This is a genomic window from Phytopseudomonas daroniae (genome assembly GCF_004327275.1).
GTDB classification, from domain to species: Bacteria; Pseudomonadota; Gammaproteobacteria; order Pseudomonadales; family Pseudomonadaceae; genus Aquipseudomonas; species Aquipseudomonas daroniae.
The window spans coordinates 13,543-39,443 of the sequence record NZ_QJUJ01000007.1 but is presented as its reverse complement, the minus strand read 5'-3'; the positions used below and the strand labels follow the sequence as shown (position 1 = coordinate 39,443).

Below are 25,901 nucleotides of genomic sequence, written 5' to 3'. Positions count from 1 at the left end.
TGACCATGACCCGACAATTGAAACTCGGCGCTTTCCTCTTCGCTCCCGGCAACCACGCCGGCGGCTGGCGCCATCCCGACGCGCAGCCGCAAACCGACATGGATTTCGCCGCCTACCTGCATCTGACCCAAGTCGCCGAGCGCGGCAAGTTCGACACCGTATTCTTCCAGGACACCAGTGCGGTACCAGGTGACACTCTGGCCGACGGTGGTCGTACCGGCTTCGCCCGGGCGGTGTACCTCGAACCGGTGTCACTGATCGCCGCGCTGGCCAGCGTGACCCGCAATATCGGCCTGATCTCCACGGCGACCACCACCTACAACGAGCCGTATCACATCGCTCGCAAGTTCGCCTCCATCGACCATATCAGTGGCGGGCGCGCCGGCTGGAACCTGGTGACCTCGCAGATCGAGGACGAGGCCGGTAACTTCGGCCGCGACCACCACCTGCTGCACGCCAAGCGCTACGCCCGCGCCGAGGAATTCCACGACGTGGTACGCGGCCTGTGGGACAGCTGGGAGGACGACGCCCTGGAACGTAACAAGGCAGATCGTTATTTCGATCCGCAGAAGGTGCATCGCCTCGACCACCAGGGCGAACACTTCCGTGTACGCGGCCCACTGAACGTGGCGCGCACTCCCCAGGGCCACCCCATCGTGTCCCAGGCCGGCGCCTCGGAAGCCGGCCGCGAACTAGCTGCACGCACCGCCGACCTGGTATTCACCGCCGCCCTCACCCTGGAAGAAGCCCAAGCCTTCTACCGCGACGTGAAAGCCCGTACACGCAGGCATGGCCGCAACCCCGAGCACATCAAGATCATGCCAGGTCTGCTGCCCATCGTTGGCCGTACCGAGGAGGAAGCCAAGGCCAAGTACCAGCAACTCATCGACCTGCTGCCAGCGGATCTGGGCATCAAACCCATCGCCCGCCTGGCCGGCGACCTGGATCTGTCGCAGTACCCACTGGACGGCCCACTGCCCGACCTGCCGGCGAATAATTCTGCCATCGGACGGCAGAAGCTGCTGGTCGACCTGGCGCGCCGGGAGAATCTGACCATCCGCCAACTGGCCCAGCACTTCGCCTGCGCCGGTGGGCACCGGGTGGTCTACGGCACGCCGGTAACCATCGTCGACCAGATGCAGGAATGGCTGGAAAACGAGGGTGCCGATGGCTTCATCATCCAGTTCCCGTTCTTCCCCACACCGCTGGAAGACTTCGTCGAACTGGTGGTTCCCGAACTACAGCGGCGTGGTATTTACCGCCAGGAATACGAGGGCACAACGCTGCGTGAGAACCTCGGTATTCCACGTCCTGTTCACCCCGCGCAACATCGCGCGCCCGAAGCATTACGGTGATCGTCATGCAGACACTCATACGAACTTCCATTGCAGCATTGCTCACATTCTCGCTCGGCGCCTGCGAGCAGACCGAGCCTCCCACCAGCAGCCAGTCGGCAAACCCGCAGAGCGATCTGTCCAAGGTCGTGCTGCGTGTCGGCGCGCCGAACAAGATCGGCAACCGTCCCTATCTGGAGGTGGCCGGGCAACTCGAGGACGTGCCCTACCGCATCGAATGGTCGGAGTTCTCTGCAACCCCAGCACTGCTCGAAGCCCTGCGCGGCGGCAACATCGATATCGGCGGTAACGGCGGCGCCACGGGCATCCTGTTCGAGGCGGCCAACAACAACGCCAGCGGGGTCAAGGTGGTCGCTGCCGGCCGTCCCGTGGCCGCGGGTGCCGATGAAACCGGTGGCGCCATCCTGGTGCGCAAGGGCGCGCCCTACCGCTCCGTCAGCGACCTGAAGGGCGCGCGAGTATCGATAATGAAAGGTACCGGCACCCAGTACCTGCTCGGCCAGGCTCTCGAAAAGAACGGTCTCAACGCCAGCGACATCGAGCTACTGCATCTGACCAACGATGCAGCGCTTGCTGCGCTTCTGGCTGGCCATATCGATGCCTGGGGTACCTGGGATCCACAAGCCAGCGTGCTGCAATCGCATCCAGATCTACATCTGATGGGTTGGCTGGGCAGCCGCGAGGATACCTACACCATTCAGTATGCTTCGGCGCAAGCTCTGGACGATCCGAGCAAGCGCGCTGCTATCGATGATTTTCTCCAGCGTCTGGCGCGTTCCACGGTCTGGGTTGCCGCACACCCGCAGGACTGGGCGAAGCTGAGCAGCCAACTGGCACGCGTGGACGAAAAGGTGATGCTGCAGATCGCGCGCAAGACGCAGACCGAATATGGCCTCGATACCGCTCGGCAGGATGTGCTGCAAGCCTCTTTCCAACGTGAAGCCGAGTTCTGGCATGCGCTCGGCGTCACCGACAGAACGCCCGATATAGACAGTCTGTTCGACACTGGCTTCAACCCGAGCATGATCGCCGCAACAGAGGCTGCAAAGCGGCAATTGACGGGAGCCAGGGCAGATACGCTAGGCATACGGCCAGTGGCACATAGCGACAATCAGTAAAGCGTCATAGCAAGCAGCGTAGAAAGCAGCAGTGTCCTGCGCTGCTTGCGGAGTGACGACCCCACGTGTGAGCTCACGTGACGAGGTCATTGCTGCAAACGCAAAAATAAAAGTCATATAAATATTATAAGTATATTTTTATACGTTCTTTGCATGTTTATAAGGGCTTTTCTAGTATCCGGTCATTGCCCTGACGTGCATCCAGATGCCGCGCTCATCAAAGCGGCACCCCACCGAATGAACAGGAGTTCCCCGCAATGAGTCTCGAATTTATCGGCCTGATCGGCCCGCAGGAAGGCAGTGAGTCGCAAGCGCCCCGTGGCCCCGTCGTCGACGTGGAGTTCATCAAGGCTTTCGCCCAGGCTCAGGAGTATGGTGGCTTCGACAAGGCGCTACTGGCAGTCAACACCAGCGCAGCGGATTCGATGATCCTGGCCAGCTACGTCGCGGCAGTGACCGACAAGCTGGGCCTGCTGGTCGCTCACCGCCCCGGCTTCCAGGCACCGACCTTCGCTGCGCGCCAGTTCGCCACCCTCGACCACCTGAGCCGTGGCCGCGCCTCGATCAACGTGATCACCGGCGGCGACAGCGGCGACCTGCAGCGCGATGGCGACTTCCTCGACAAGGACGCCCGCTACGCGCGCACCGAGGAATACCTGGATATCTTCCGCAAGGTCTGGACGAGCACCGAGCCGTTCGATCACCAGGGCGAGCACTACCGTGTCGAAGACAACCTGACACTGGTCAAGCCGGTGCAGAAACCCCATGTGCCGATCTACTTCTCCGGCGCTTCGGATGCTGCCGTCGAAGTCGCCGCCAAGCACGCCGACGTGTACATGATGTGGGGCGAGCCGCTGGAGCAGGTTCGTGAACGCATCGCCAAAGTGCGTAAAGCTGCGGCCAGGTATGGCCGCGAGAAACACATCCGCTTCAGCCTGTCGTTGCGCCCGATCCTCGGCGCTACCGAGGACGAAGCCTGGGCACGTGCCGAGCGCATTCTGCAGGACGCTCGCGAGTTGATCCATCTGCGCCAGAACAAGCGACGCGACAAGAATTTCGGCACCAGCAACTCGGGCTCCTCGCGCCTGGTCGAGCTGGCCGGCCAGCGCAAGGTGCACGACAAGCGGCTATGGACGGAAATCGCCGCACTGAGCGGCGGTGCCGGCAACTCCACGTCTCTGGTCGGTACACCGGATCAGGTTGCCGATGCCGCGCTGGACTATTACAACGCCGGCATCACCACCTTCCTGTTCCGCGGCTTCGATCAACTGCGCGACGCGGTCGAGTATGGTCAGGATCTGCTACCGCGCATCCGTGCGCTGGTCGAGCAGCAAGGCAGCGCCAAGAAGGTTCAGAACGCCTAGGAGCCAGTGGCGGAAAAGACGCTACAAGGCGATAGCCGCCTTTCGTAGGGTGGACGACGCTTCACCTACGCGGCCCGACCCGTCCACCGCTCTGCGATCGCAATGGTGGATGAAAAGAGCGTCATCCACCCTACGGAGTGAGCGGCCGCTTCCGCCACATTGCAGCCGTACAGCCACATAGACAACTGTTGTGCCTCTCCTCCACCAACCATGGGCATCCGGTGCCCATGGGCCTTACTGCTCGGTTGCGGGCAAAGGATCGACCCATGACGCAACGACAACTGCATTTCGGTGCCATTCTCACCGGTGTGGGTACTAGCCAGCAGGAATGGCTGAACCCGGAAATTCCCGGCGACGCCAGCATCGACATCGACTGGTACAAGCAGCAGGCACGCGCAGCCGAGGCGGCCAGGTTCGACTTCGTGTTCATCGTCGACAGTCCGTACATCACCCCGCAATCCGCCCCGCACTTTCTCAACCGCCTGGAACCGCTGACTCTGCTCTCCGCCCTGGCTGGCGCGACCGACAGGATCGGTCTGGTGGCGACCCTGACCACCTCCTACACCGAGCCCTTCAACGTCGCTCGCCAGTTCGCCTCGCTGGATCAGATCAGCCATGGCCGTGCCGGCTGGAACGTGGTCACCACGGGCCTGGAGGGCGCCGCCGGCAACTTTGGCCGCGAGCGACATATCGACCATGCTGAACGCTACCGTCGCGCCCATGAGCACGTCGCGGTGGTACAGGGCTTGTGGGACTCCTACGAGGACGATGCCTTTCCACGCGACAAGGTCAGCAAGCACTTTCTCGATCCTGCCAAGCAGCACCGCCTGGATCACCAGGGCGAGTTCTTTTCTGTCACCGGGCCACTGAACATCTCCCGCTCGCCCCAGGGCCAGCCAGTGATCTTCCAGGCTGGCGTGTCCGAGTCCGGTCGTGGCCTGGCCGCCACCATTGCCGAAGGCATCTTCGCTGGCGTGGACAATTTCGAGGATGCCCGCGAGTACTACGCCGACATCAAGCGTCGCACCGCCGAAGCCGGCCGCAACCCCGATCATGTGCTGCTGTTCCCGGGCATCGAACCGATCATCGCCGACACCGATGAGCAGGCTCAGGCCATCCAGCGAGAACGCAAGGGCGAGCTGGATCTGCACAAGGCGCTGGTGCAACTGGGCCGCCCGTTCAACTACCACGACTTCAGCCAGTACGACCTCGATGCGCCCTTCCCGGAGCTCGGTGACCTGGGTAGCAACGGCTATCGCGGCCATGCCGAACGCATCAAGCGCGTGGCCCAGGAACAGAACCTGACGCTGCGCCAGGCCGCACTGCGCTTCGGCCAGCCCTACTCCAGCTTCGTCGGCTCGCCGCTTACGGTGGCCAACGAAATCGAACGCTGGTTCCGCGAAGGTGCCGTGGACGGCTTCAACATCCACGTCGGCGCACCGAGCGAATTCGCCCGTTTCACCAACGAAGTGCTGCCGATCCTGCGCGAGCGCGGCCTGTTCCGCGATGACTACGCACACCGCACGCTACGCGGTCATCTGGAGCTGCCGATACCCACGAATCGATACACACGATCCCCCAGGGTGCCCGAACGCATCGAGGAGCCAGCATGACTGCATCCACTTCCTCTTTTCAGGATCTTTGGCAGCAACGCTACGGCGGCGCAAGCGAGCCTGCCGCGCTATTGGCCAACCCGGTGATCGAGCACCTGCTCGCCCACCGTAGCGTACGTAGTTACCTTGAGCGGCCATTGCCAGCTGGCACCCTGGAAACGCTGCTGGCCGCAGCGCAATCGGCAGCTACGTCATCCAACCTGCAGGCCTGGAGCCTGCTGGCAATCGAAGACCCTGTGCGCAAGGAACGTTTGGCCACCCTGGCCAACGATCAGGCGCATATCCGCAAGGCGCCGCTGTTGCTGATCTGGCTGGCCGACTTCTCGCGAGCACAGCGCATCGCCGAGCAGCGCGATGTGCACTTGCAGGCGCCGGCCTATCTGGACAGCCTGCTGGTCGGCAGCATCGATGCCGCGCTGGCCGCGCAGAATGCCGTGGTCGCCGCCGAGTCGCTGGGCCTGGGCACCGTCTACATCGGCGCCTTGCGCAACAACCTGCAGGCGGTGATCGACGAGCTGCAACTGCCGCCCCTGGTATTTCCGGTGTTCGGCCTGTGCGTGGGTTACACCGATCCGCAGCAGCCAGCGGCGATCAAGCCACGCCTGCCCCAGGCCGTGACACTGCACCGCGAGACCTACCGCACCGAGGGCGAGCCAGAGCAGATCGCCGCCTATGAAGGAACCGCCGCAGCCTTCAGCCGCGCTCAGGGCCAGAACACGCCGGGCTGGAGCGAGCAGGTGATCAATCGCCTCAAGGGCGTGGAGTCCCTGCACGGCCGCGAGCGTATCAGCCATACATTGAACGAACAGGGCCTGGCGCTTCGTTAGTCGAGACCGCCCTCTATGAAGGCGCAAGCAGCCCTTCGTAGGGTGGACGACACTTGCCTACGCGGCCCGATCCGTCCACCGCTCTGCAACCGCAATGGTGGATGAAAAGAGCGTCATCCACCCTACGTCCGCTTACGCTTTATAACGCCCTTTGCCCTGTTCGAAACTTGAGTCCTGACAGCCAAACCACAAAAATCGTGAGTCCCCATGACCGTACTCGTTCTGGAAAAACCCCTCAGCGACACCGTCGACGCCGTCGATTTCAAGCTGGCCATGCGCAGCACCGCCGCCTCGGTGAACATCATCACCTGCGCTGGCGGCGATGCCGATTACGGGCTGACTGCCACCGCCTTCAGTTCGGTGACGGCCGACCCGCCCACCGTATTGATCGCCGTGAACAGCGGCGCCAGCATCTACCCGCATCTGATCCGGCAGAAGCGCTTTTGTGTCAACGTGCTGAGTGCCGACGCCGTGGATGCCGCCAATGATTTCGCCGGCCGCCTGCCACCAGAACAGCGTTTCAGCAAGCACGCCTGGCGCCGACTGGACAGTGGCAACCCGGCGCTGCTGGCCAGCACTGCTGGCTTCGATTGTCGAATCAGCGATTTCCACCATGTTGGCACCCACCTGGTGGCGATTGCCGAGGTGCTGGACTGCTGGCACAGCGATCAGGAGCCGTTGCTCTATTCTTCGGGCCGCTACGGCCGCTTCTCCTGAGCGGCGCGGGGGACAAACACCCCGATGTCGAGGCGCCGCGCCCGGTAAACAGCGGCGCGCCCAGCACCGTGGAGAACGACGCGACGTTCGACCGCAAAGTGCCGATGATCATCGGCTGCGCCTTGTTCATGGAACTGCTCGACTCCACCGCCGTGCTCACCGCGCTGGCGGAGATCGCCGAGGATTTCGGCGAGTCCAGCGTGCACATGAACCTGATCGTCTCCCTGTACCTGCTGGCCGTGGCGATGTTCATTCCCATCAGCGGCTGGCTGGCAGAGCGTTACGGCCCACGGCGTCTGTTCATTGTCGCCATCGCGTTGTTCATCATCAGCTCGCTGGCTTGTGCGCTGTCCACCTCGCTGCTGCAGCTTTCCCTGGCGCGCTTCTGCCAGGGCACCGCGGGGGCAATGATGGTGCCGGTCGGACAGATCATTCTGCTGCGCTGGATCAGCAAGGCCAACCTGATGCGCGCCATGGCCTTTCTCACCATGCCGGCGTTGCTGGGGCCGATGGTCGGGCCGCCACTGGGCGGCTTGCTGGTGACGACCCTGTCGTGGCACTGGATCTTTCTGATCAACCTGCCCATCGGCCTGCTGGGGATCGTGCTGATCCTTCGGCACATCCCGGACTACCCCGGACAGAAACGCCAGCCGCTGGATCTTGCCGGTTTTCTGCTCAGCAGCCTGGCACTCGCCAGCCTGGTACTGGCCTTCGAATCCCTCGGCCATGGCCGCTCGCTGGAGTGGTTCTGGTCATGCGCGCTGCTGGGCAATGGTCTGTTGTTCGGCCTGCTCTACACCCGTCATGCCCGGCGCTCGTCGGCACCGCTATTGGACTTTTCGCTGCTGCGTATTCCCACCTTCGGCATCGTGATGTGGGGCGGCACGCTGTTTCGCCTGGGCAGTGCTTCGCTACCGTTTCTGCTGGTGCTGCTGTTCCAGGTCGGTTTCGGCCTCAGCGCCCTGGAAGCCGGCCTGCTGACTTTCGCCGGGGGTGCCGGTGCGTTGCTGATCAAGTTCATCTCCGTACGCCTGGTGCGACGCTTCGGCTTTCGACGCATCCTGCTCTGCAATGCCGTCATCGGCGGCCTCTCGGTTGCGATCTGTACGCTCCTGCAGGCCGATACTCCGGCACTGCTGGTGATCCTCATGCTGTTCGTCGGCGGCCTGTCCCGCTCCCTGCAGATGAGCACCATGGGCGCGCTGACCTACGCCGACATCAGCAGCTGTCGCGCCAGCAAAGCCAGCACCCTGTCCGCCATGGCGGTACAGCTGGGCATGAGCCTGGCGGTGTGCATCGCCGCCCTGCTGCTCGGGCTGATTCAGCGCGTACGTGGCCATGAAATGCCCAGCATCGAGGATATCGGCCTGACCATGGCGCTGGTCAGCCTGCTGTGCCTGTCCTCGGCCTTGCTGTTCCGGCGCCTGGATCGGGACTCGGGCATGGCAGTAGCCAAAGGTTGATCCAGGACGGATCGGGAAGTCGCTGAAGAAGACAAAACATAATTAATATTACGCATCTTATATGCATACAACATAAAAATATTTAGATACTCGCCGCATTCCCCCTAGTATTCAGATCCGCCCTGCCGGCAGGTCTGCCAAGCAGCTCCCCGCCGGACTCATCCACTGGCCATCAGGAGCCTCTCATGCCGGCACGTCAACTCAGATTCGGCGCCATCCTCACCGGCGTCGGCAGCACGCAGAACGACTGGAAGCACCCGGATCTCAAAGGCGACGAAAGCGTCGATATCAACTGGTACCGGCGTCTTGCGCAACAGGCCGAGGCCGCCAAGTTCGACTACGTGTTCATCGTCGACAGCGTCTACATCACCCCAGACACCACACCGCACTTTCTCAATCGCCTGGAGCCCCTGACGCTGCTCTCGGCAGTCGCCGGCGCGACCGAGAAGATCGGCCTGGTCGGCACCCTGACCACCTCCTACAACCACCCGTTCAACGTCGCTCGCCGCTTCGCCTCGCTGGATCTGATCAGCAATGGCCGCGCCGGCTGGAACGTGGTCACCACCGGCCTGGAAGGCGCCGCCGGCAACTATGGCCGCGAACAGCATTTCGACCATGGCGAACGCTACCGCCGTGCCCACGAGCATGTCGCCGTGGTCAAGGGGCTGTGGGATTCCTACGAGGACGACGCCTTTCCCCGCGACAAAGCCAATGATCGCTTCCTCGACAAGAGCCGCCTGCATGCGCTCGACCACGAAGGCGAGTTCTATTCGGTCGCCGGGCCGCTCAATATCGCCCGCTCCAGGCAGGGCCAGCCGGTGATCTTCCAGGCCGGTATTTCCGAAACCGGGCGCCACCTGGCCGGCGAAATCGCCGAAGGTATTTATGCCGGCGTGGATAATTTCGAGGAAGCACAGGCCTACTACCGCGACATCAAGCAACGGGCCAAGGCCGCCGGGCGTAATCCCGACCATGTGTTGCTGTTCCCCGGTATCGTGCCGATCATCGCCGACACCGATGAAGAGGCACGGCGCATCGAAAGAAGCCTCAATGGCGAGCTGGATCTGGACAAGGCGCTGGTGCAACTGGGGCGTCCGTTCAACTACCACGACTTCTCCCGGTACGATCTCGATGCGCCCTTCCCCGAGCTGGGCGATCTCGGCAGTAATGGCTACCGCGGCCATGCCGAGCGCATCCAGCGTATTGCCCGTGACAAGGGCCTGACCCTGCGTCAGGCGGCACTGTATTTCTCGGAGCGCGCTTCGCCCTTCGTCGGCACCGCCCAGCGCGTGGCCGACGAAATCGAGCGCTGGTTTCGCGAGGAAGCCGTGGACGGCTTCAACATCCGCGTCACGGCCCATAGCGAGTTCGCCAAGTTCACCGACCAGGTATTGCCTTTGCTGCGCGAACGCGGGCTGTTTCGCGATGACTACCAGCACGATACCCTGAGAGGCCACCTCGGTCTGCCGGTACCGGGCAACCGGCATACCCTGGCACGTCAGCAATCCACCGTGGGCGAACGCACACCGGTGGCCTGAACCGCCCGCCACAGAGGAGCAATGCACGTGCATTACCGTTCACTGGGTAAATCCGGCCTCAAGGTTTCGCCGCTGTCGCTGGGCACCATGATGTTCGGCGGCGCCACCGACGAAACCGAATCGCGCCGCATTATCGATCAGGCGCGGGACTTGGGCGTCAACTTCATCGATACCGCGGACGTCTACAACGCTGGTATTTCCGAGGAAATCACCGGTCGTGCGATTGCCGCCGACCGCTCCAACTGGGTGCTGGCCAGCAAGGTCGGCAGCCCACGCTCATGGTCGCATGCAGCCAACCAGGGGCTGAGCCGCAAATCCATTTTCGATGCGCTGGAAGGCAGCCTGCGTCGCCTCGGTACCGATTATCTGGATCTCTACTACCTGCACCGCGAGGATCACGACACACCACTGGAGGAAACCATTTCCGCCATCGGCGACCTGATCCGCCAGGGCAGGATTCGCTATTGGGGCGTTTCCAACTTCCGCGGCTGGCGGCTGGCCGAAGCGCTGAACATCGCCCGCCGCCTCGGCGTCGACGATCCCGTGGCCAGCCAACCGCTGTACAACATCGTCAACCGTCAGGCGGAAACCGAGCAATTCACGGCGGCGCGCTACTACGGCCTCGGCGTGGTTCCCTACAGCCCGCTGGCCCGCGGCGTGCTCAGCGGCAAGTACCAGCCCGGCAGCGAGCCGGATGCCGGATCGCGTGCGGCGCGACAGGACAAACGCATCCTGGAAACCGAATGGCGCCAGGAATCACTGGCCCTGGCCCAGCAGGTCACCGCCCATGCACAACGCCGCGGCAGCGACCCGATCAGCTTCGCCATCGCCTGGGTGCTGGCCAATCCGCAGGTCAGCGCCGCCATCGTCGGGCCGCGCACGCTGCAGCAATGGCAGAGCTATGTCGGCGCCCTCGAACTGCGCCTGGATGGCGAGGACGAGGCATTCATCGACAGCCTGGTCACACCCGGCCACGCCTCGACCCACGGCTTCAACGACCCGGCCCATTTCGTCAGCGGGCGGCACTGATCGCCCGCACAGGAGTACTTAATGCACAAGCGCACACTCGGCCGTACCGACCTCGACGTCAGCGTCATCGCCCTTGGCACCATGACCTGGGGCGAACAGAACACCGAGGCACAGGCCTTCGAACAGATTCGTCTGGCCAAGGATGCCGGGGTCAACTTCCTCGATACCGCGGAAATGTATCCGGTACCGCCCAACGGCAAGACTTACGGCAGCACCGAAACCATCATCGGCAACTACTTCCGCCGCTTCGCTGACCGCAGCGACTGGGTGCTGGCCAGCAAGGTCGCCGGCCCAGGTCGCATGGAGCACATCCGCGATGGCAATCCGCGCCTCGATCGCCAGAACATCATCGCCGCACTGGATGCCAGCCTCGACCGCCTGCAGACCGATTACCTCGACCTCTACCAACTGCACTGGCCGGATCGCAAGACCAACTTCTTCGGCCAGCTCGGTTTCAGCCACGACCCGGACGACCAGTCCGTCGCCATCGAAGACACCCTCGAGGTACTCGACGAGCTGGTCAAGGCCGGCAAGATCCGCCATATCGGCCTGTCCAACGAAACGCCCTGGGGCACAGCACGCTTCCTGCATCTGGCAGAAACCCGCGGCTGGCCCCGCGCGGTGTCGATCCAGAACCCTTACAGCCTGCTCAACCGTACCTTCGAGATCGGCCTGGCGGAAATCGCCCTGCGCGAGCAGATCGGCCTGCTCGCCTATTCGCCGCTGGCCTTTGGTGTGCTTTCCGGCAAGTACCTGGATGGTGCGCGCCCGGCGGGCAGCAGATTGGCGCTATTCGATCGCTTCCAGCGCTACAACAACCCGCAGGTCGAGCATGCGGCAAAAGGCTACGTTGAGTTGGCTCGCGAACGCGGCCTGGATCCGGCGCAACTGGCCCTGGCCTTCGTCACCTCACGACCTTTCGTGACCAGCAACATCATCGGTGCCACCACCCTGGAGCAGTTGCGCAGCAACCTGGCCAGCGTGGAGCTGCAACTCGATGACGACTTGCTCACTGCCCTGGAAGCCATCCACCGCAACCAGCCCAACCCCGCGCCCTGAGCCTCGGGCGTGGGTTTTCTGGCTCACGCCTCTTACAACCTGTTCACATCTCGCAAGCTGGAACCCTGCTTGAGCGATGTGACGCCAGAAGGCGAAAGTAGCCGGTCGGTGACCCGCGTTGAACCATGGATCACGGCCTTCGGCCCCGGATTACGCCTGCGGCTAATCCAGGCTACATTCGTGCCATGGATCCCGTAGGATGGGTGAAACCCATCAATTTGCCGATGGGTTTCACCCATCCTACGGGCTGGCGGATGAAAAGAGCGTCATCCACCCCTACGGCCGCTTGCGCCTTTTTTCGGTCGTAGATGAGCCTGACCTTGGCGCTGGCAAAGAAAAGCGCTATCCGTTGCTGCATCACTGCACGCCGTACTGGGGAGTTTTTCCGTCAAAGCAGCGTATGGTCATAGAGGATCGCCGTGCCCACACCGATCAACACCAGGCCGCCGATGATCTCGGCCTTGTGGCCAATGGCGGTGCCGATCACACGACCGAGCATCACGCCGATCGTTACCATGATCATGGTCGCCAGACCGATCGCCAGCGCGGCGACCCAGATATTGACCTCGACGAACGCCAGGCCGACACCCACGGCCAGCGCATCGATACTGGTGGCGAACGCGGTCACCGCCAGTACCCAGAACGAATGCGAGTCAGGTTTTTGCGGAGCTTCATCCGCCTCGGGGCGCAGGCCAGCGTAAATCATGTGCAGCCCCAGCAGCAGGAGTAACACGAAAGCGATCCAGTGATCCCACTCCTCGACGAAACTGGCCGCAGCCTGGCCAATGAACCAACCGACCACGGGGGTGATGCCTTCGATGACACCGAAGATCAGACCGGTGCGCAGGGCATCGATGAATCTGATTTTGTGCAGACTGGCGCCCTTGCCGATAGCAGCGGCAAAGGCATCGGTGGACATGGCGAAAGCCAGGAGGATGAGGGAAATGGGATTCACGGTTACGTCTCGGTCGGGCTATGAGTCAATGACGGATACACGCGCCCGACCTTAGGCACGTATCTGTCATTGGTCTCACCAACCGAACGGTGTTCGTACCACGGCTGCTGCCGAGAATGTTGATACGAACGCTCCTGAGCGGACTCAGAAGCAGGCTACTCCCCAAAGAGGCCCGCACTTTACCCAAAAGCGTGCGCCAAAAAAACCACTTTTTCTGCCGGGGAAAATAGCCGCCCCTACCAGTTTCGGGAGCCCACCGGAAGGGTCAACGAATATCTGCCAGTAGTAAAACGGGGCCGAACAACGGATCCGCGGCCCCAAAGAGCGGCTCAGCGAGAGCCGCCATCCGCAAAAAATTCCCGGAATGAACTCAGCCAGCGCCGCACCGGCAATCTGGCCGCTCTGCAAGGCAGCGACCAGATCGGCCTCGTTGACCAGCTTGCCGCGGGCGATATTGATCAGGTAACCAGACTATTCGTCGTGGATCAGCCACGGCCAACGAAGGGCATATTGGTGGCCATCACGGTCATGTTCAGCACGTTGGCCGAAAGCGGCAGCGCGGCGATGTAACGCACGGCATCGGCAACGTGCCTGACGTCGACCATGGGTTCGACGGCGATCTCGCCATTGGCCTGGCGTACGCCCTTGGTCATGCGCACCGACAGCTCGGTCAGGGCATTGCCGATATCGATCTGGCTGCAGGCGATGCTGAATTCACGGCCATCCAGTGCCAGGGATTTGGTCAGCCCCAGTACCGCGTGCTTGCTGGTGGTGTAGGCACTGCTGTGGGGCCTCGGCGTATGTGCCGAGATCGAGCCATTGTTGATTATTCGGCCGCCTTGTGGCGTTTGCCGGCGCATCAGGCGGAACGCGCCACGGGCGCAGAGAAAGACACCATTGAGGTTGGTGTCGATGACGTTGCGCCACTGCTCGACATCCAGCTCGTCGAGGGTCACGGCGGGCGTATTGACGCCAGCGTTGTTGAAAATCACGTCGAGCCGCCCGTAGACCTCCTCCACGGTGGCGAACAAGGCATCGACACTGGCTGGATCGCGTACATCGGTAGGCACCGCAATGGCGTCCTGCCCACGGCTGCGTGCGGCCTCGACCAAAGCCTGCAGCGGCTCGGGCCGACGCCCTGCCAGCACCAGAGAAAAGCCATCGACCAACAGAACCTCGGCAACGGCCTTGCCAATGCCGCTGCCGGCACCGGTTACCAGGGCGACTTTCTTCAGGGTTTCATGGGACATGTGTTTTTCCTCCAGAGAGCCTGTTCACGATCTCGCGAAGCAGAGCCCGAAATTGACCGATAAGACGTTATAAGGCGATAGCAGTCGTTCGATGATCCGCGTTGAACGATGAATCAGGCCTTCGGCCCCGGATTACGCCTGCGGCTAATCCAGGCTACGTTCGGGCCACGACCTGTAGGTTGGATCGGGGCGCGTAGCCTAGCCGCAGGCGTAATCCGACATTTGGCCGGCACATCCAACACAGTTTTTTGAGCGTCCGCTTCCGCCTTTTTGCGCTCGTACATGAAATGTCTGCAGGTGACGCACAGCAGATCGTGAACAGGCTCTATGGCCGATTGCCAACGCGCATTTCCAACTCGGCGACACCCTTGATCCCGGCATTGATCACATCGCCAGGGCTCAGGGCGGCACTGGCCGGCTTCATGAAAAATACCGGTGCGTCCGGTCTCTCACCGCTGGCGCCCGGCCACGGATAGTTGCGGCCCACGCAGAACTCGGCCAACGGTACTTATGTGCCACTTGCCAGCTGAGCACCACGCAAACGACGTACATAGAGTACGCCCCAGACAAGCCCCAGAGTTGCCGAGGCCAGCGAGCCCAACAGCACGCCTAGCTTGGCGGCATCCAACAGGTTGGCATCGCTGAAAGCCAGGTTGGCAATAAAGATCGACATGGTGAAACCTATCCCGGCCAGTAGGCCGATCAGGGTGACACCACGCCAGGAGACATCGTCTGGCAAGCGGCACACACCAAACCTCACCATCAGCCAGCTAACGCTGATCACGCCAATGGGTTTACCCGCCAACAGCGCGATGGCCACACCCAGCATCACCCAGTGCGACGTGCTCTGGGACAAGTCGACACCGCCCAGGCTTACACCGGCGTTGGCCAGGGCGAACAGCGGCATCAAACCGAACGTGACCCACGGGTGCAGCGCCAGTTGCACACGCACCACAGGCGGTAGCAGTTCCCGCTGGGCAATACGCAGCTCGCGCAACGACTGCGCCGCTTCATTGGACGCCACTGCGGTGCCACGATCATCCTCCAGCTCACGGGCGATACGGCTGACCGCATCACGCGGCAATTCGCGGGCAGGCAGGCAGATGACCGGCGTCATCAGGCCGAGAATCACCCCGGCCAGGGTCGGGTGGGCACCCGTCATCAGCAGACCGCCCCACATCAGCGCCCCTGGCAGCACATAGGCATAGGCCGAACCGATGCCGATGCGTTGCAGTCCCAACACCGCCAGCGCACCAACACCGGCGACGGCGAAGCCGCTGTAGTCCAGCCCGTCGGAATAGAACAGCGCGATCAGAATCACCGCGATGACATCGTCGATGACTGCCAAGGTCAGCAGGAAGATGCGCACACCGGAGGGAATCCCCTTGCCCAGCAAGGCCAGTAGCCCGACGGCGAAAGCGATATCCGTAGCGGCCGGAATCGCCCAGCCATGCAGCCCGGCGCCCTGATGATTGAGACTGGCATAGATCAGCGCCGGCACTATCACCCCGCCACAGGCAGCAGCGATCGGCAGCGACGCCTGACGCAGATCGGCCAGCGCGCCGTCATGTATTTCGCGGCGGATCTCCATGCCGACGACCAGAAAGAACAGGGTCATCAGACCGTCGTTGATCCAGAAATGCAGGGACTGGGAAACTCTCATGCTCCCGAAGCCAAACGAAACAGGGGCATGCCAGAGCGCGTGATAGCTATCAGCGTAGGGAGAATTGGCCCAGATCAGCGCTGCCGCCGTGGCGAGCAGCAACACGACGCCACTGAAGGCTTCACGGTTGAAAAGACGGCGGATAAAAGCGAAAGCGTGCTCAGCCAAACGCTGGGCACGGGGAATATCCTGACGAAACGGGCGCGATTTCATGGACGAACGGACTCCGCGTGGCGGCCCGACCAACGTAACAGAACCTGTCACACCGCAACATGCGGCTAACACCCGGTGGTCATCCTACACAGTGAATGGAAGATGGTCGACTGTCGGCTTTTATGGAGCAGAAAGCATTGGGCCCACGCGACGGTGGGCCCAATGGTGAGTGGCTTGCTCTACGGAGCTCTACTGCCAGTTGGACGCTATGACCACATTGAGCTGATCTCTCTGCGCCGAAGACACCGAAGATCGGCTCTGCCGTCAGCGCAGCGATCAGTAGCAGGATCTCGATGCGGCGTGGGCAGCGGCTACGCTGCAGGTCGAAGCATCCGCGCACTGGTGAAGTGCGCGGGCTCGGCGTCGTACCGACCATGGATGGCGCGCAAAGCCGCGATGCGACGCATGCTCGGACGCTCGTCGATGTCGCTCGCGAAGTCTGCCTGCTGGCGATCAAATGCGAGGGAGCACGCAGCAGAGACTGCCGGCATGCCCTGTTCAGCCTGGCTCGGTCGAATGCCTCAACCGCCAGTCTTGGCCTGGTTCATCCAGGCGTCGAAGGTCGCCTGGTTTTCGCTGATCCAGGCATCGGCCAGTTTACGAATATTGCGCTCGCTGGCGCCCTCTTCACTGATGGACTTCTCCCAGTAGGACCAGGTGTCGCGAGAGAACGAAGCCTGCTCGGTAAAGGTCTTGACCGCCGGGTTGGCGGCGATGAAGTCCTTGTTGGCCACCGGCATCCAGTTCCAGGCGGCCATCGCCATGCGGCACGGATCAGCACCGCCGGCGCATCCCGGAACCCCCGGAGTCAATGCCGAGCCAGCATTCGGCACGCTGGACGGCAGCGCATCGAACGGCGTCGGCAGCCAGACCACGTCCTTGCCCGGCACCAGCGAGTTGGTCATCCACGAAGGAATCCACGCGTAGAAAAACACCGGCTCGCCGCGTTTCTCGCGGGCGATCACTTCGAACATCAAGGCCTCGTATTTGCCGCGTACCGAAGAGATGGTGTCCTTGAGCCCGAACTCGTCCAACTGGTACTCCACGACATCGCCGCAACTCCAGCCCGGATCACAGTTGATCAGTTCAGCCTTGCCGTTCTTGCCGAAGAGGCCGGCTATCTTCGGATCTTTCAGTTGCTCGAGGGAGGTGATGCCGTAGGCGTCAGCGGTCTTCTTATCGATCAGGTAGCCATTGTAACCGCCGCCCTGAATCAATCCCTCGCCGAGCGTTTGCGCGTACTTCTCGACCTTGTCGAAACCTGGCTTACGCTGTGGGAAATTCAGATCCATGGCGATGTCCAGATCACCTTGGGCAGCGGCCTGGAAAAACAGGTTCGAATTGATCGTACTCACTCTGACACCATAGCCCAGCTGCTCGAACGCCTGTCGGGTGATTTGGGTCAGCACGTAGTTGGCGCCCATGCTGTCAGACTGTGCCAGGCGGATCGTTTTGCCCTCTCCGGGCAGATCGGCCGCCGCTGCGCTGCCCAGTGTCGCGACGATGAAGAAGCTCGCGGCGACCGTTTCAAGCACGCTCTTGAACCTGTATTTCATGATGCCCCCTTGACCTATCCATTAGTGATGGCAGTTGCTTCTCGTAGCCAGATCGCGGCCATGAACACCGTCGCTCATTGTTATTCCATGGCTCAGCGGCCTCGTCTCCTCAGGCGTTGACCTGGTGGGGCCTGATGAGCCTTTTGAACAGCGACTTACGCTTGCCTCGCTTCACCGGATGGGCGAGCTTTTGCGTGATGCGGTCGAGCATCATGGCCAGCAGCACGATGGCGATGCCACCCACTGCCGCGCGTCCGACATCCAGCCGGCCCAATCCCTGCAGCACGACCAGTCCCAATCCTTCGGCACCGATCATCGCCACCACCACCGACATCACCATCGCCGTGAGCACGGTCTGATTGAGGCCGCCGAGTATGGTCGGGATGGCCATCGGTAGCTGGATTTCCCAGAGCAATTGACGTTTGTCGGCGCCGAATGCCAGCCCGGCCTCGACGATCTCCTGATCGACCATGCGGATGCCCAGGTAGGTGAAGCGAATCAGCGGCGGCACGGCGGCGATCACCACGGCGACTTCGCCGGACACGGTACCGACACCGAAGAGCATCACCACCGGCACCAGGTAAACGAAGGTCGGCGTGGTCTGCATGATGTCGAGGATCGGTCGCACCACACCCCAGACCTTCTCGCTGCGAGCGCAGAGAATGCCCATGGGAATGCCGATGATCAGGCAGAAAATAATCGCTGTGGTGATCAGCGAAAGTGTAGTCATCGCTTCATCCCAAACGCCCAGCATCGCGATAACGACCAGAGCCACGGCGCTGAACAGCGCGATCCCGATACTGGCGGCGCGATAGGCGATCAGGAACATCAGCACCACCATCACCGGGAACGGGATGGCATGCAGCACGTAATCGTTGAACGCCAGCAGGTTTTCAACCGGCCAGCGGATCGCCATGAAAACCGGTCGGAAATAGATGCCCAGCCACTGAACGCTGTCAGAAATCCAGCTATCCACCGGAAAAACGGCAAGGTTTTGTGCCTCAAGCATGTCGTGCCCCTTCTTGTAAGAGATTGCGCGGCGAGGAGACGGTGCCGATGCATTCGAGAATGTTTTCCGGCTCCAGGGTTCCAAGGAATGCTCCACCCTCGTCAATCACGGCCACCGGCTGATCATTTTTCAGCAAGCGCGCAACATCGATCAGCTTGGCGTCGGCCGCGACGCTGACGAAGTTGGTCGAGAGCAGATTGGTCGCTGGCTCGCCAGCGCGAACCTGGCGCAGCGACTGAGCATCGAGCACCCCTATCACGCGGTTGCTGGCAGTGAGCACAAACCCGCCCTGACGCAGCGCCTTCTGGTCGGCAACGATCCGGCCGGCATCGCTGTCCATGACGGTCGCCGCTGACTGCATGACCGAACGGGCGTCGAACAGCCGGGAACGATCGACTTCGCGGGTGAAACCACATACGTACTCGCTGCCCGGTTCAAGCACGATGGACTGCGGCGTGCCTTCACGCACGACCTGCCCGTCGGCCATGATCGCGATGCGTGTACCGAGCTTGAGCGCTTCCTGGAAATCGTGGGTGATGAACAAAATGGTTTTCTTCAGGGTGCGTTGCAGGCGCAGCAACTCGTCCTGCATCTCGCTGCGGATCAGCGGATCCAGCGCACTGAAGGCTTCATCCATGATCAGCACATCGGCATCGGTGGTCAGCGCCCGAGCCAGGCCGACCCGTTGGCGCATGCCCCCGGAAAGCTCGTGGGGATAGTGATAGGCCCACTTCGACAGACCGACCACCGACAGCACTTCTTCGGCGCGCTGACGACGCTGGGCAAGCGGGATGCCACGCAGCTTCAGCCCGAACTCGGTGTTCTCGATAATGGATTTGTTCGGCAACAGCGCGAAATGCTGAAAGACCATGGAAATGCGCGTACGGCGAATCTCACGCAGGTCTTTGTCGTTCAGAGTGACGATGTCCTGACCATCGAGCAGAATCTTACCCGCCGTCGGCTCGTTCAAGCGGTTGATACAGCGTGCGAGCGTGGATTTCCCCGAACCGGAGAGCCCCATGATCATGTAGATCGCACCGCTGGGAACCGACAGCGAGACGTCGTTGAGGCCAACCACCATGCTGGTCTCGGCCAGTATCCGATCCTTGCTCGCGCCTTGCGCCAAGAGCTCCATGGCCCTCTGCGGAATCGAGGAAAAGACCTTGTACAGGTTCTCAATCTTCAAACGTTCACTCACCTGTGCCTCCATTTATTATGAGATGCAGAATTTTCCAGACCGCGATCTGTTGGCTATGGCAGTTACTGGCGACGGCGCCCGCCCCTTCAGGGATCTACTAGGCACTGCGCTTTTCTATCGGTGAGCAAGCACGCATCAGCAAACGGGCTCAATGGCGTGGCCTCTTGGCCATGCTCTTTTATATTCATTGCAACGGGGAAAAGTCGGTCGGTAACAGGATGCGATTCTCCGAATTCTCGATAAGGGCCGTGAGCCTGGGAATGAACGCCTGCCAGCGAGGATCCAGAGCCAATAGCTGGCGGCGGTGCTGCCGATCCTCGAAGCTGTCGTAGGCCCACAGGTGGACGATATGGCTCAATGGGCCGATTTCAGTGACGAAGTAGCCGATCAGGCGCCCGAGTATCGGCTGCTGAATCGCCAGACCTTCTTCGCGTACCAGCGCAAGGTACCGGCCCATCTGCCCCGAACGGATGCGATAGATGCGTTCTTCGAGGATCATGCCCGATCCCTGCTTGCCGTCGTCGCTTGCAGTAGGAAGCCCTGCATCATCGACGCCACCAGTTCCGGTGCCTCGGTCAGGATCGAATGGCGCAAGCCGGGCAGAATGCACAGGCGCGATCCTCTTATGCGCTCATGCATGAACGATGCCATACGAGGATTGGAGCCGGCATCGTCAGCCCCGGTGGCGATCAGGGTCGGGCAACGGATCTGCTCGATCACATCGCCGAAGTCGTTCTGCGCCAGTACCCTGTAGGCCGCCGCATAACACTCGGGGTCATTCTGCGCGTTGCGCTGGCGTAACTGCGCGACCAGCTCAGGGTTCTTCATCTGAAAGTCTTCGCTCAGCCAGCGCGACAGCGAAGCGTCGTAATGCGAGCCGGGATCCCCCGTCTGCAAGGCGTCCAGTCGCGCCAGCACGCGCGCTTGTTCATCCTCGTTGCGCCCAGCGACGGTGGACAGCAACACCAGCCGACGAACCCGCTGCGGATGACTCAAGGCAAGCCGTTGCGCGATCAGGCCACCCAAAGAGAACCCGGCCAGATGAAACCTGAGAAAGCCAACGGCATCGGCCAGCGCCAGTGCTTCATCGACCATCTCGTCGATCTCATAACGGCCCTTGAGCCGCGTCGAATCGCCGTGACCGCGCAGGTCAAAGGTCAATACCGTGAAATGTTCCTTGAGCCGCTGAACCACGCCCTCCCAGGCCAGCAGGCTGGATCCGACGCCATGAATGCACAGCAGCGGCTCGGTGCCGGCACCGTCGACACGATAATTCAAGGTGACCTTGCCGACATTCAGTCGGCGATCCCGTGCGAGGCCGCTCATAGGCTCAGCGCCCGTTGCCGGTCGCGCTGATGCCCACGCTCGGCGAAGAACGGCATGACTTCATCGATGAACAGGCGCAACGTCTGCCTCTGTTGCTCGAACGGCAGGTTGAAACTCAGTCCCAGGCAGTACTGGTCGACCCCGGCCGCCTCGTAGTCCAGCAATTTCTCGATGACCTCCTCGGGCGTACCGAACATCAGGTTGCGACGAATGCTTTCCGGGTTGTAGTTCTCCTTGCCCTTCACGCTCTCGAAGGATACGGCTTCAGGAAAACCATCCCTCACCGTGCCGATGTTCTGCATGAGGTTCTCGAAGGTGCGCCCGAAATCCATGCTGTGGCGCACCGGCACCTCCCAGTCATCGGGTTTGGCGTACACACACGTACGCCGCTGCATCATGAAACGCGGACGCGGCATTTCGGGATGATCGGCCACGGCCTTTTCGAACTTCTCGCTGAGCACCCGGATTTCAGCGGCAGGCAGAGAAAGCGGCGTGGACATGATGTTCGCACCGATACTCAAGGCCCAGTCGAAGGTGCCCGGATCACGGGCCGCCACCCAGATCGGCGGGGTCTTCTGCAAGGGCTTGGGCACGGCCGCGGTCAGCGGGAAATTCCAGTAATGTCCCGCATGGGCGTAATCTCCCTGCCAGAGTTTCTGCACCGCCGGCAGCAGTTCCTTCATGTAGCCGACGCCTTCACGCTGCTGCACACCGGGGTTCATGCGGTCGAATTCATACTGGTAAGAGCCGCGAGCGATACCGAACTCCAGACGGCCATCGATCAAGTGATCGCACAGCGCGGCTTCGGCAGCCAAGCGGATCGGATTCCAGTACGCCGCCGCGAGCGTGCCGGTGCCGAGACGAATCCGCTGGGTGTGCTGGCCGAGCCAGACCAGGGTCTGGAACGGGTTGGGCGCAATGGTGCACTCGAGCGTGTGGTGCTCGGATGTCCATAGCGTTTCGAAACCACCCTCATCGGCCATCCGCGCAAGCTCCAGCACGTTGGCGATGACGGTTTTCATGGACACATTCGGCGACGAGCGTTCCATGCTGATGGCAACTGCGAATTTCATGCGTATCCCCCTGGGCAGACGCTTGGTGGAGAATCAGCGCAGACGGATCACGAACGGATCCTGCATAGCGCCGGAATAATCAATGACGATGTTCTTCGCGCGCGAGAATTCGCGCATCACGTCGAAGCCGCCGCGGCGCCCGTAGCCGCTGTCCTTGAAACCGCCATTGGCGGACATGTAGGCGGCCGAGCGATAGGTGTTGATCCATACCGTGCCGGCATCGATGCGGCTGGCGAAGCGCATAGCACGATCGATGTTCTGGGTCCACACGCCCGAGGCCAGACCGTAGGGTGTGTCGTTGGCCAGGGCGATCATTTCCTCTTCCGAGGAGAACGGCGCCACACCCACCACCGGGCCGAACAACTCGTCGCGCATGAAAGTCATGCCGTTGCTGGCATTGGCCATCACCGTGGGCTCGAAATACCACCCCTGGGCCAACTCGGAACTGGCTGGCCGCTTGCCCCCGACGGCTACGCGCGCGCCCTGGCTCGCGCCCGAGGCCACGTAATGCTGGAGCTTTTGCAGTTGTGCCTGCAACGCCAGCGGGCCGATGTCAGTACCCTCCTCCATCGGATGACCGACGGTGATACGTTGCGTACGGGCTACCAGCGCCTCGACGAAGCGCTCGTAGATGCTGGCCTCGACGAAGCAACGTGATCCCGCCACGCAAGTCTGCCCGGCAGCGGCGAATACGCCGGAGACCACACCGTTGACCGCTTTTTCGATATCGACGTCGGCGAACACCACATGGGGCGATTTACCACCCAGCTCCATCTGACAAGGTGCCAGGTTGTTCGCCGCATTGCCGGCGATGCGCCGCCCGGTGTCAGTGCTGCCGGTGAAGACGTACTTGTCGACATCCGGGTGCCGGGTCAGGGCTTCACCGGTGACGGCGCCACCGCCGCTGACCACGTTGACCACGCCCGCCGGGAAGCCGGCCTGCATGATCAGCTCGGCCAGCGCCAGGGTCGACGCAGTGGCATGTTCGGAGGGCTTGATGACCACGGTGTTGCCGATGGCCAGGCATGGCGCGAGGGTGCCGGTCAGCAGCATCAGCGGTGAATTCCACGGGGTGATCATGCCGATCACACCCAGCGGCTCGCGAATATTGAAGTTCAACTGGTCGAGCTTGTTCACCGGAATCGTGTCGCCTTGCAGCTTGTCCGCCATTCCTGCGAAGTAGGTGTACGAGTCCGGCAAGGCCCGCATCTGAGCACGCATCTCACGTAGCAGCTTGCCGTTGTCCCGAGTTTCCAGCAGGGCCAGTTGCTCGGCGTTCTCCAGCACCAGCTCAGCCAGACGGCGAACCAGTTTGCCGCGCTCGGTCTGGGTCATGCGCCGCCAGGCGGGGCTGAGGAATGCCTGGCGGGCGGAGCGCACGGCACGATCCACATCACTGGCATCGGCCTCGGCAAACTGATACCAGGCCTGCCCGGTGGTGGGGTCGAAGCTGTCGACATAGCGGCCGCTGCCGGGGGCTGTGTATAGCCCATCGATGAACAGGTCGAGGCGCTTACCTTCGAGTGAGTGAACCGTCGTTTTCATGAGCCTTCCTGCTGTCACAGTTGTTGGTCGCGGGCGAAATCCGCCCAGGTTCGGGCCGTCCCGTCGATCACCGCCACTCTTCCGCCATCGCTTGAGCCCATGTAAATGCTGAAACGCTGGTCTTTGCGTTCACGCACGTAGCGGCGCACCACCGAACGCAACTCATTGCTCGGCATGAGCTCGTAGGGAAGCTCGTCGATAGAGAAGAAACGCAGTGAATCCGGCAAGTCTTGCAACGAGCTGCTGGTATCCAGCTGCGCGCGGTAGACCAGATAGCCCGGGTCGATATCGTCGACATCGAATACCGAATAAAGAAAGGTGGACTCCGGCAGCAGCATCAACGATCCCTGTTCCACCGGCAGCTCGGTATTGCCGCGGCTGCGCCCCGAGACCGGCAACTCCCAGCCACCCTTGCCATCGGTGCGGAATAGGATCGAATCGTCGCTTTCGATCAGGTATCCGCGGATCATGCCGTGGGAATCCAGCCACTTGGCAGGCAACGGCTCCTTGATGCTGGCGTAGCTGCCGCGGCAGAAGCACAGCGGCCGTTTCGGACTGGTGCCGAACGCACGAACCTGACCGATCAGCACAATGTGATCCCCGGCTTCCATGCGCTGATCCACCGTGCAGTCGAACCAGGTCAGGCTGTCGACCAGAATCGGCGCTCCCGTGTGCACGGTGTCGTGCTTGACGTTCTGGAATTTATCAGGCGATTTGGAAGCGAATATCGCCGAGGTATCCGTCTGTCCTTCGTGCAGCAGATTCACTGCAAAGCAGTCGCTGCTGGTAAAGGCTCCGTAGCTCAGCGCCGTCTTGCCGACGCACACCAGCAGCAAAGGCGGGTTCAGCGAAACGGAGGTAAAGGAATTGGCAGTCATGCCACGTGGCTGGCCGTCGACATCGTGAGTGGTGATGACAGTCACTCCGGTGGCAAAGGTGCCAAACGCCTGGCGAAGCGCACCAGGATCGATTGTTGCGTCGTTAGCGTGGGTGGTCGTACTCGACATCGAATCTGTCCTTTGTACTCGGGTATGAAAAAAGCCTAATCCCCTGCCTGCGCCTGCGCCTGCGCCTGCGCCTGCGCGTCCTGCGGAACGCCCCCTGTTCTTTACTAGCGCCACGAGCATTGGAAGCACGCTGCACATGGTCGATAGCGCGGTTTTCCACAACCCCAGGAAAGAACCGGAAGCCAGCTCAGCGATCAGCTTCCGGGTCATTCAGGTCGCTGGCGTAGCGGGCTCAATGGTTCTACCTTTGCGCTTCCATCTCGGCCATGTCCTGGAACCGGTCGGCAATACGCGGATGCGGGCGCGAACCATCGGCCGCACCAATGGCGATCAGCACCTCGTCAGGCCCCGGGGCATCGGCGATTTGGAAATTGGCGGTAAGAAAGTGCGAGCGCTTGCCGGTAGCGCTCTTGTGCACCATGGGTAGCGAGATCAGCGCGCCCGGTGCATTTCGCACGTTGGTAAAGCTCAGAAACGCCGTACCGTCGACCGCCTCGCGGAACATGTTGCCAAAGCGCAGGGTATGGATCAGCGCGGATGCATGTTCGATTTCGCCGTTGACGCCAACACAGGCAGCCTTGCCATAGGCTTCAACCTTGTCGGCCGGCATCAATGCCACCAGACGTTTGGTCAGCTCTTCACCCAGCGTCGGTGCCAGACGCAGGATTTCCGGTCGCAGGTCTTCGACGAAGCCCTGGCCGGCCCACGGGTTTTTCAACACCGCAGCCACGACGATCATGGTGATCGGTTGCTCGGCCTCCTTACCACCTTCGATGAACGTCTGTTCGATGAAGGTGGAATACTTTCTTACGCGGTGATTCATGATGATCGTCGCTCTCTGGTCGATGAGTCGGTTTGCCGTTGGCAATGACCATCAGGTTAGGGAGCGCAAAACGAGACGTCTTCCTGCGTTTCGGCGCATAAATAGCACTAACGCTGCTACGAAAAGATGCAAGCATTAACCTTATCGGCCACGCTAGCTTTATTTCCTGCCAGCCCGGTGAGGTAACCCGCTTGAATAGA

Annotated in this window: 22 protein-coding genes, 2 pseudogenes and 1 riboswitch; of the genes and pseudogenes, 10 read left to right on the top strand and 14 right to left on the bottom strand. The window is 61.7% G+C overall.

The features are described 5' to 3' along the window. The first annotated feature begins 5 nt into the window (after nt 1-5). From DNK10_RS16675 to DNK10_RS16630, 10 genes are all read left to right on the top strand, one after another. Nucleotides 6-1,355, top strand: coding sequence for an LLM class flavin-dependent oxidoreductase (locus DNK10_RS16675; protein ID WP_208738831.1), 1,350 nt, complete (start codon nt 6-8; stop codon nt 1,353-1,355). Between the two features lie 5 nt (nt 1,356-1,360). Further along, nucleotides 1,361-2,473 carry an ABC transporter substrate-binding protein gene (locus tag DNK10_RS16670; RefSeq protein WP_131192324.1) on the top strand — a complete coding sequence of 371 codons (1,113 nt, stop codon included), beginning with the start codon at nt 1,361-1,363 and terminating at the stop codon, nt 2,471-2,473. A 257-nt stretch (nt 2,474-2,730) separates the two neighbouring features. Further along, entirely contained in the window at nt 2,731-3,837 is a 1,107-nt protein-coding gene (locus DNK10_RS16665; protein ID WP_131192323.1) for an LLM class flavin-dependent oxidoreductase, read from the top strand. Nucleotides 3,838-4,103: 266 nt separating this feature from the next. Continuing rightward, nucleotides 4,104-5,450 carry an LLM class flavin-dependent oxidoreductase gene (locus DNK10_RS16660; RefSeq protein ID WP_131181495.1) on the top strand — a complete coding sequence of 449 codons (1,347 nt, stop codon included), beginning with the start codon at nt 4,104-4,106 and terminating at the stop codon, nt 5,448-5,450. Further along, nucleotides 5,447-6,277, top strand: coding sequence for an NADPH-dependent oxidoreductase (locus DNK10_RS16655; RefSeq protein ID WP_131181496.1), 831 nt, complete (start codon nt 5,447-5,449; stop codon nt 6,275-6,277). Before DNK10_RS16660 ends, DNK10_RS16655 begins: the two co-directional genes overlap by 4 nt. Before the next feature lie 207 nt (nt 6,278-6,484). After that, complete coding sequence (locus DNK10_RS16650; protein WP_131181497.1) at nt 6,485-6,994, top strand: flavin reductase family protein; 510 nt, start codon at nt 6,485-6,487, stop codon at nt 6,992-6,994. Nucleotides 6,995-7,098: 104 nt separating this feature from the next. Then, nucleotides 7,099-8,457, top strand: coding sequence for an MFS transporter (locus DNK10_RS16645; protein WP_131192459.1), 1,359 nt, complete (start codon nt 7,099-7,101; stop codon nt 8,455-8,457). A gap of 185 nt (nt 8,458-8,642) precedes the next feature. Further along, nucleotides 8,643-9,995: an LLM class flavin-dependent oxidoreductase gene (locus tag DNK10_RS16640; protein WP_131192322.1), complete on the top strand. Its 1,353-nt coding sequence runs from the start codon at nt 8,643-8,645 to the stop codon at nt 9,993-9,995. 27 nt (nt 9,996-10,022) lie between these two features. Continuing rightward, nucleotides 10,023-11,024 carry an aldo/keto reductase gene (locus DNK10_RS16635; RefSeq protein WP_131192321.1) on the top strand — a complete coding sequence of 334 codons (1,002 nt, stop codon included), beginning with the start codon at nt 10,023-10,025 and terminating at the stop codon, nt 11,022-11,024. 21 nt (nt 11,025-11,045) lie between these two features. Then, complete coding sequence (locus tag DNK10_RS16630; RefSeq protein WP_131192320.1) at nt 11,046-12,083, top strand: NADP(H)-dependent aldo-keto reductase; 1,038 nt, start codon at nt 11,046-11,048, stop codon at nt 12,081-12,083. A gap of 388 nt (nt 12,084-12,471) precedes the next feature. On the opposite strand, the gene mntP is transcribed toward DNK10_RS16630, so the two are convergent. The 14 genes and pseudogenes from mntP to DNK10_RS16560 all read right to left on the bottom strand — a co-directional run bounded on the left by mntP (nt 12,472) and on the right by DNK10_RS16560 (nt 25,701). Further along, complete coding sequence (mntP, locus tag DNK10_RS16625) at nt 12,472-13,038, bottom strand: manganese efflux pump MntP (protein ID WP_131192319.1); 567 nt, start codon at nt 13,036-13,038, stop codon at nt 12,472-12,474. Continuing rightward, nucleotides 13,037-13,209: riboswitch (yybP-ykoY riboswitch) on the bottom strand. It overlaps the preceding gene by 2 nt. Before the next feature lie 192 nt (nt 13,210-13,401). Further along, nucleotides 13,402-13,506 (bottom strand): annotated as a pseudogene (locus tag DNK10_RS16620) (NAD(P)-dependent oxidoreductase); the annotation flags it as partial. 17 nt (nt 13,507-13,523) lie between these two features. Further along, complete coding sequence (locus DNK10_RS16615; RefSeq protein WP_131181502.1) at nt 13,524-14,288, bottom strand: SDR family oxidoreductase; 765 nt, start codon at nt 14,286-14,288, stop codon at nt 13,524-13,526. 409 nt (nt 14,289-14,697) lie between these two features. Then, a pseudogene (locus DNK10_RS16610) lies at nt 14,698-14,781 on the bottom strand (fumarylacetoacetate hydrolase family protein); the annotation flags it as partial. Nucleotides 14,782-14,796: 15 nt separating this feature from the next. Then, complete coding sequence (nhaA, locus tag DNK10_RS16605; RefSeq protein ID WP_131181503.1) at nt 14,797-16,164, bottom strand: Na+/H+ antiporter NhaA; 1,368 nt, start codon at nt 16,162-16,164, stop codon at nt 14,797-14,799. A gap of 521 nt (nt 16,165-16,685) precedes the next feature. Beyond that, nucleotides 16,686-17,720: a glycine betaine/L-proline ABC transporter substrate-binding protein ProX gene (proX, locus tag DNK10_RS16600; protein ID WP_131192318.1), complete on the bottom strand. Its 1,035-nt coding sequence runs from the start codon at nt 17,718-17,720 to the stop codon at nt 16,686-16,688. Nucleotides 17,721-17,829: 109 nt separating this feature from the next. Beyond that, nucleotides 17,830-18,813, bottom strand: a complete 984-nt coding sequence (locus DNK10_RS16595) for an ABC transporter permease (RefSeq protein WP_244216275.1) — start codon at nt 18,811-18,813, stop codon at nt 17,830-17,832. Next, a complete protein-coding gene (locus DNK10_RS16590; RefSeq protein WP_242674720.1) occupies nt 18,722-19,927 on the bottom strand; it encodes a quaternary amine ABC transporter ATP-binding protein in 1,206 nt (401 codons plus the stop codon). Before DNK10_RS16590 ends, DNK10_RS16595 begins: the two co-directional genes overlap by 92 nt. Before the next feature lie 184 nt (nt 19,928-20,111). Beyond that, nucleotides 20,112-20,426, bottom strand: coding sequence for an NIPSNAP family protein (locus tag DNK10_RS16585; protein WP_131181506.1), 315 nt, complete (start codon nt 20,424-20,426; stop codon nt 20,112-20,114). Beyond that, nucleotides 20,423-21,253 (bottom strand): alpha/beta fold hydrolase, encoded by an 831-nt coding sequence (locus DNK10_RS16580; protein ID WP_131181507.1) that lies wholly within the window; start codon nt 21,251-21,253, stop codon nt 20,423-20,425. Before DNK10_RS16580 ends, DNK10_RS16585 begins: the two co-directional genes overlap by 4 nt. Continuing rightward, a complete protein-coding gene (locus tag DNK10_RS16575; protein WP_131192317.1) occupies nt 21,250-22,326 on the bottom strand; it encodes an LLM class flavin-dependent oxidoreductase in 1,077 nt (358 codons plus the stop codon). Before DNK10_RS16575 ends, DNK10_RS16580 begins: the two co-directional genes overlap by 4 nt. 33 nt (nt 22,327-22,359) lie before the next feature. Then, a complete protein-coding gene (locus tag DNK10_RS16570; RefSeq protein ID WP_131192316.1) occupies nt 22,360-23,871 on the bottom strand; it encodes an aldehyde dehydrogenase in 1,512 nt (503 codons plus the stop codon). Nucleotides 23,872-23,885: 14 nt separating this feature from the next. After that, complete coding sequence (locus DNK10_RS16565; protein ID WP_244216274.1) at nt 23,886-25,088, bottom strand: flavin reductase family protein; 1,203 nt, start codon at nt 25,086-25,088, stop codon at nt 23,886-23,888. Between the two features lie 31 nt (nt 25,089-25,119). Continuing rightward, entirely contained in the window at nt 25,120-25,701 is a 582-nt protein-coding gene (locus tag DNK10_RS16560) for an amino acid synthesis family protein (protein ID WP_131192315.1), read from the bottom strand. Nucleotides 25,702-25,901 lie beyond the last annotated feature (200 nt).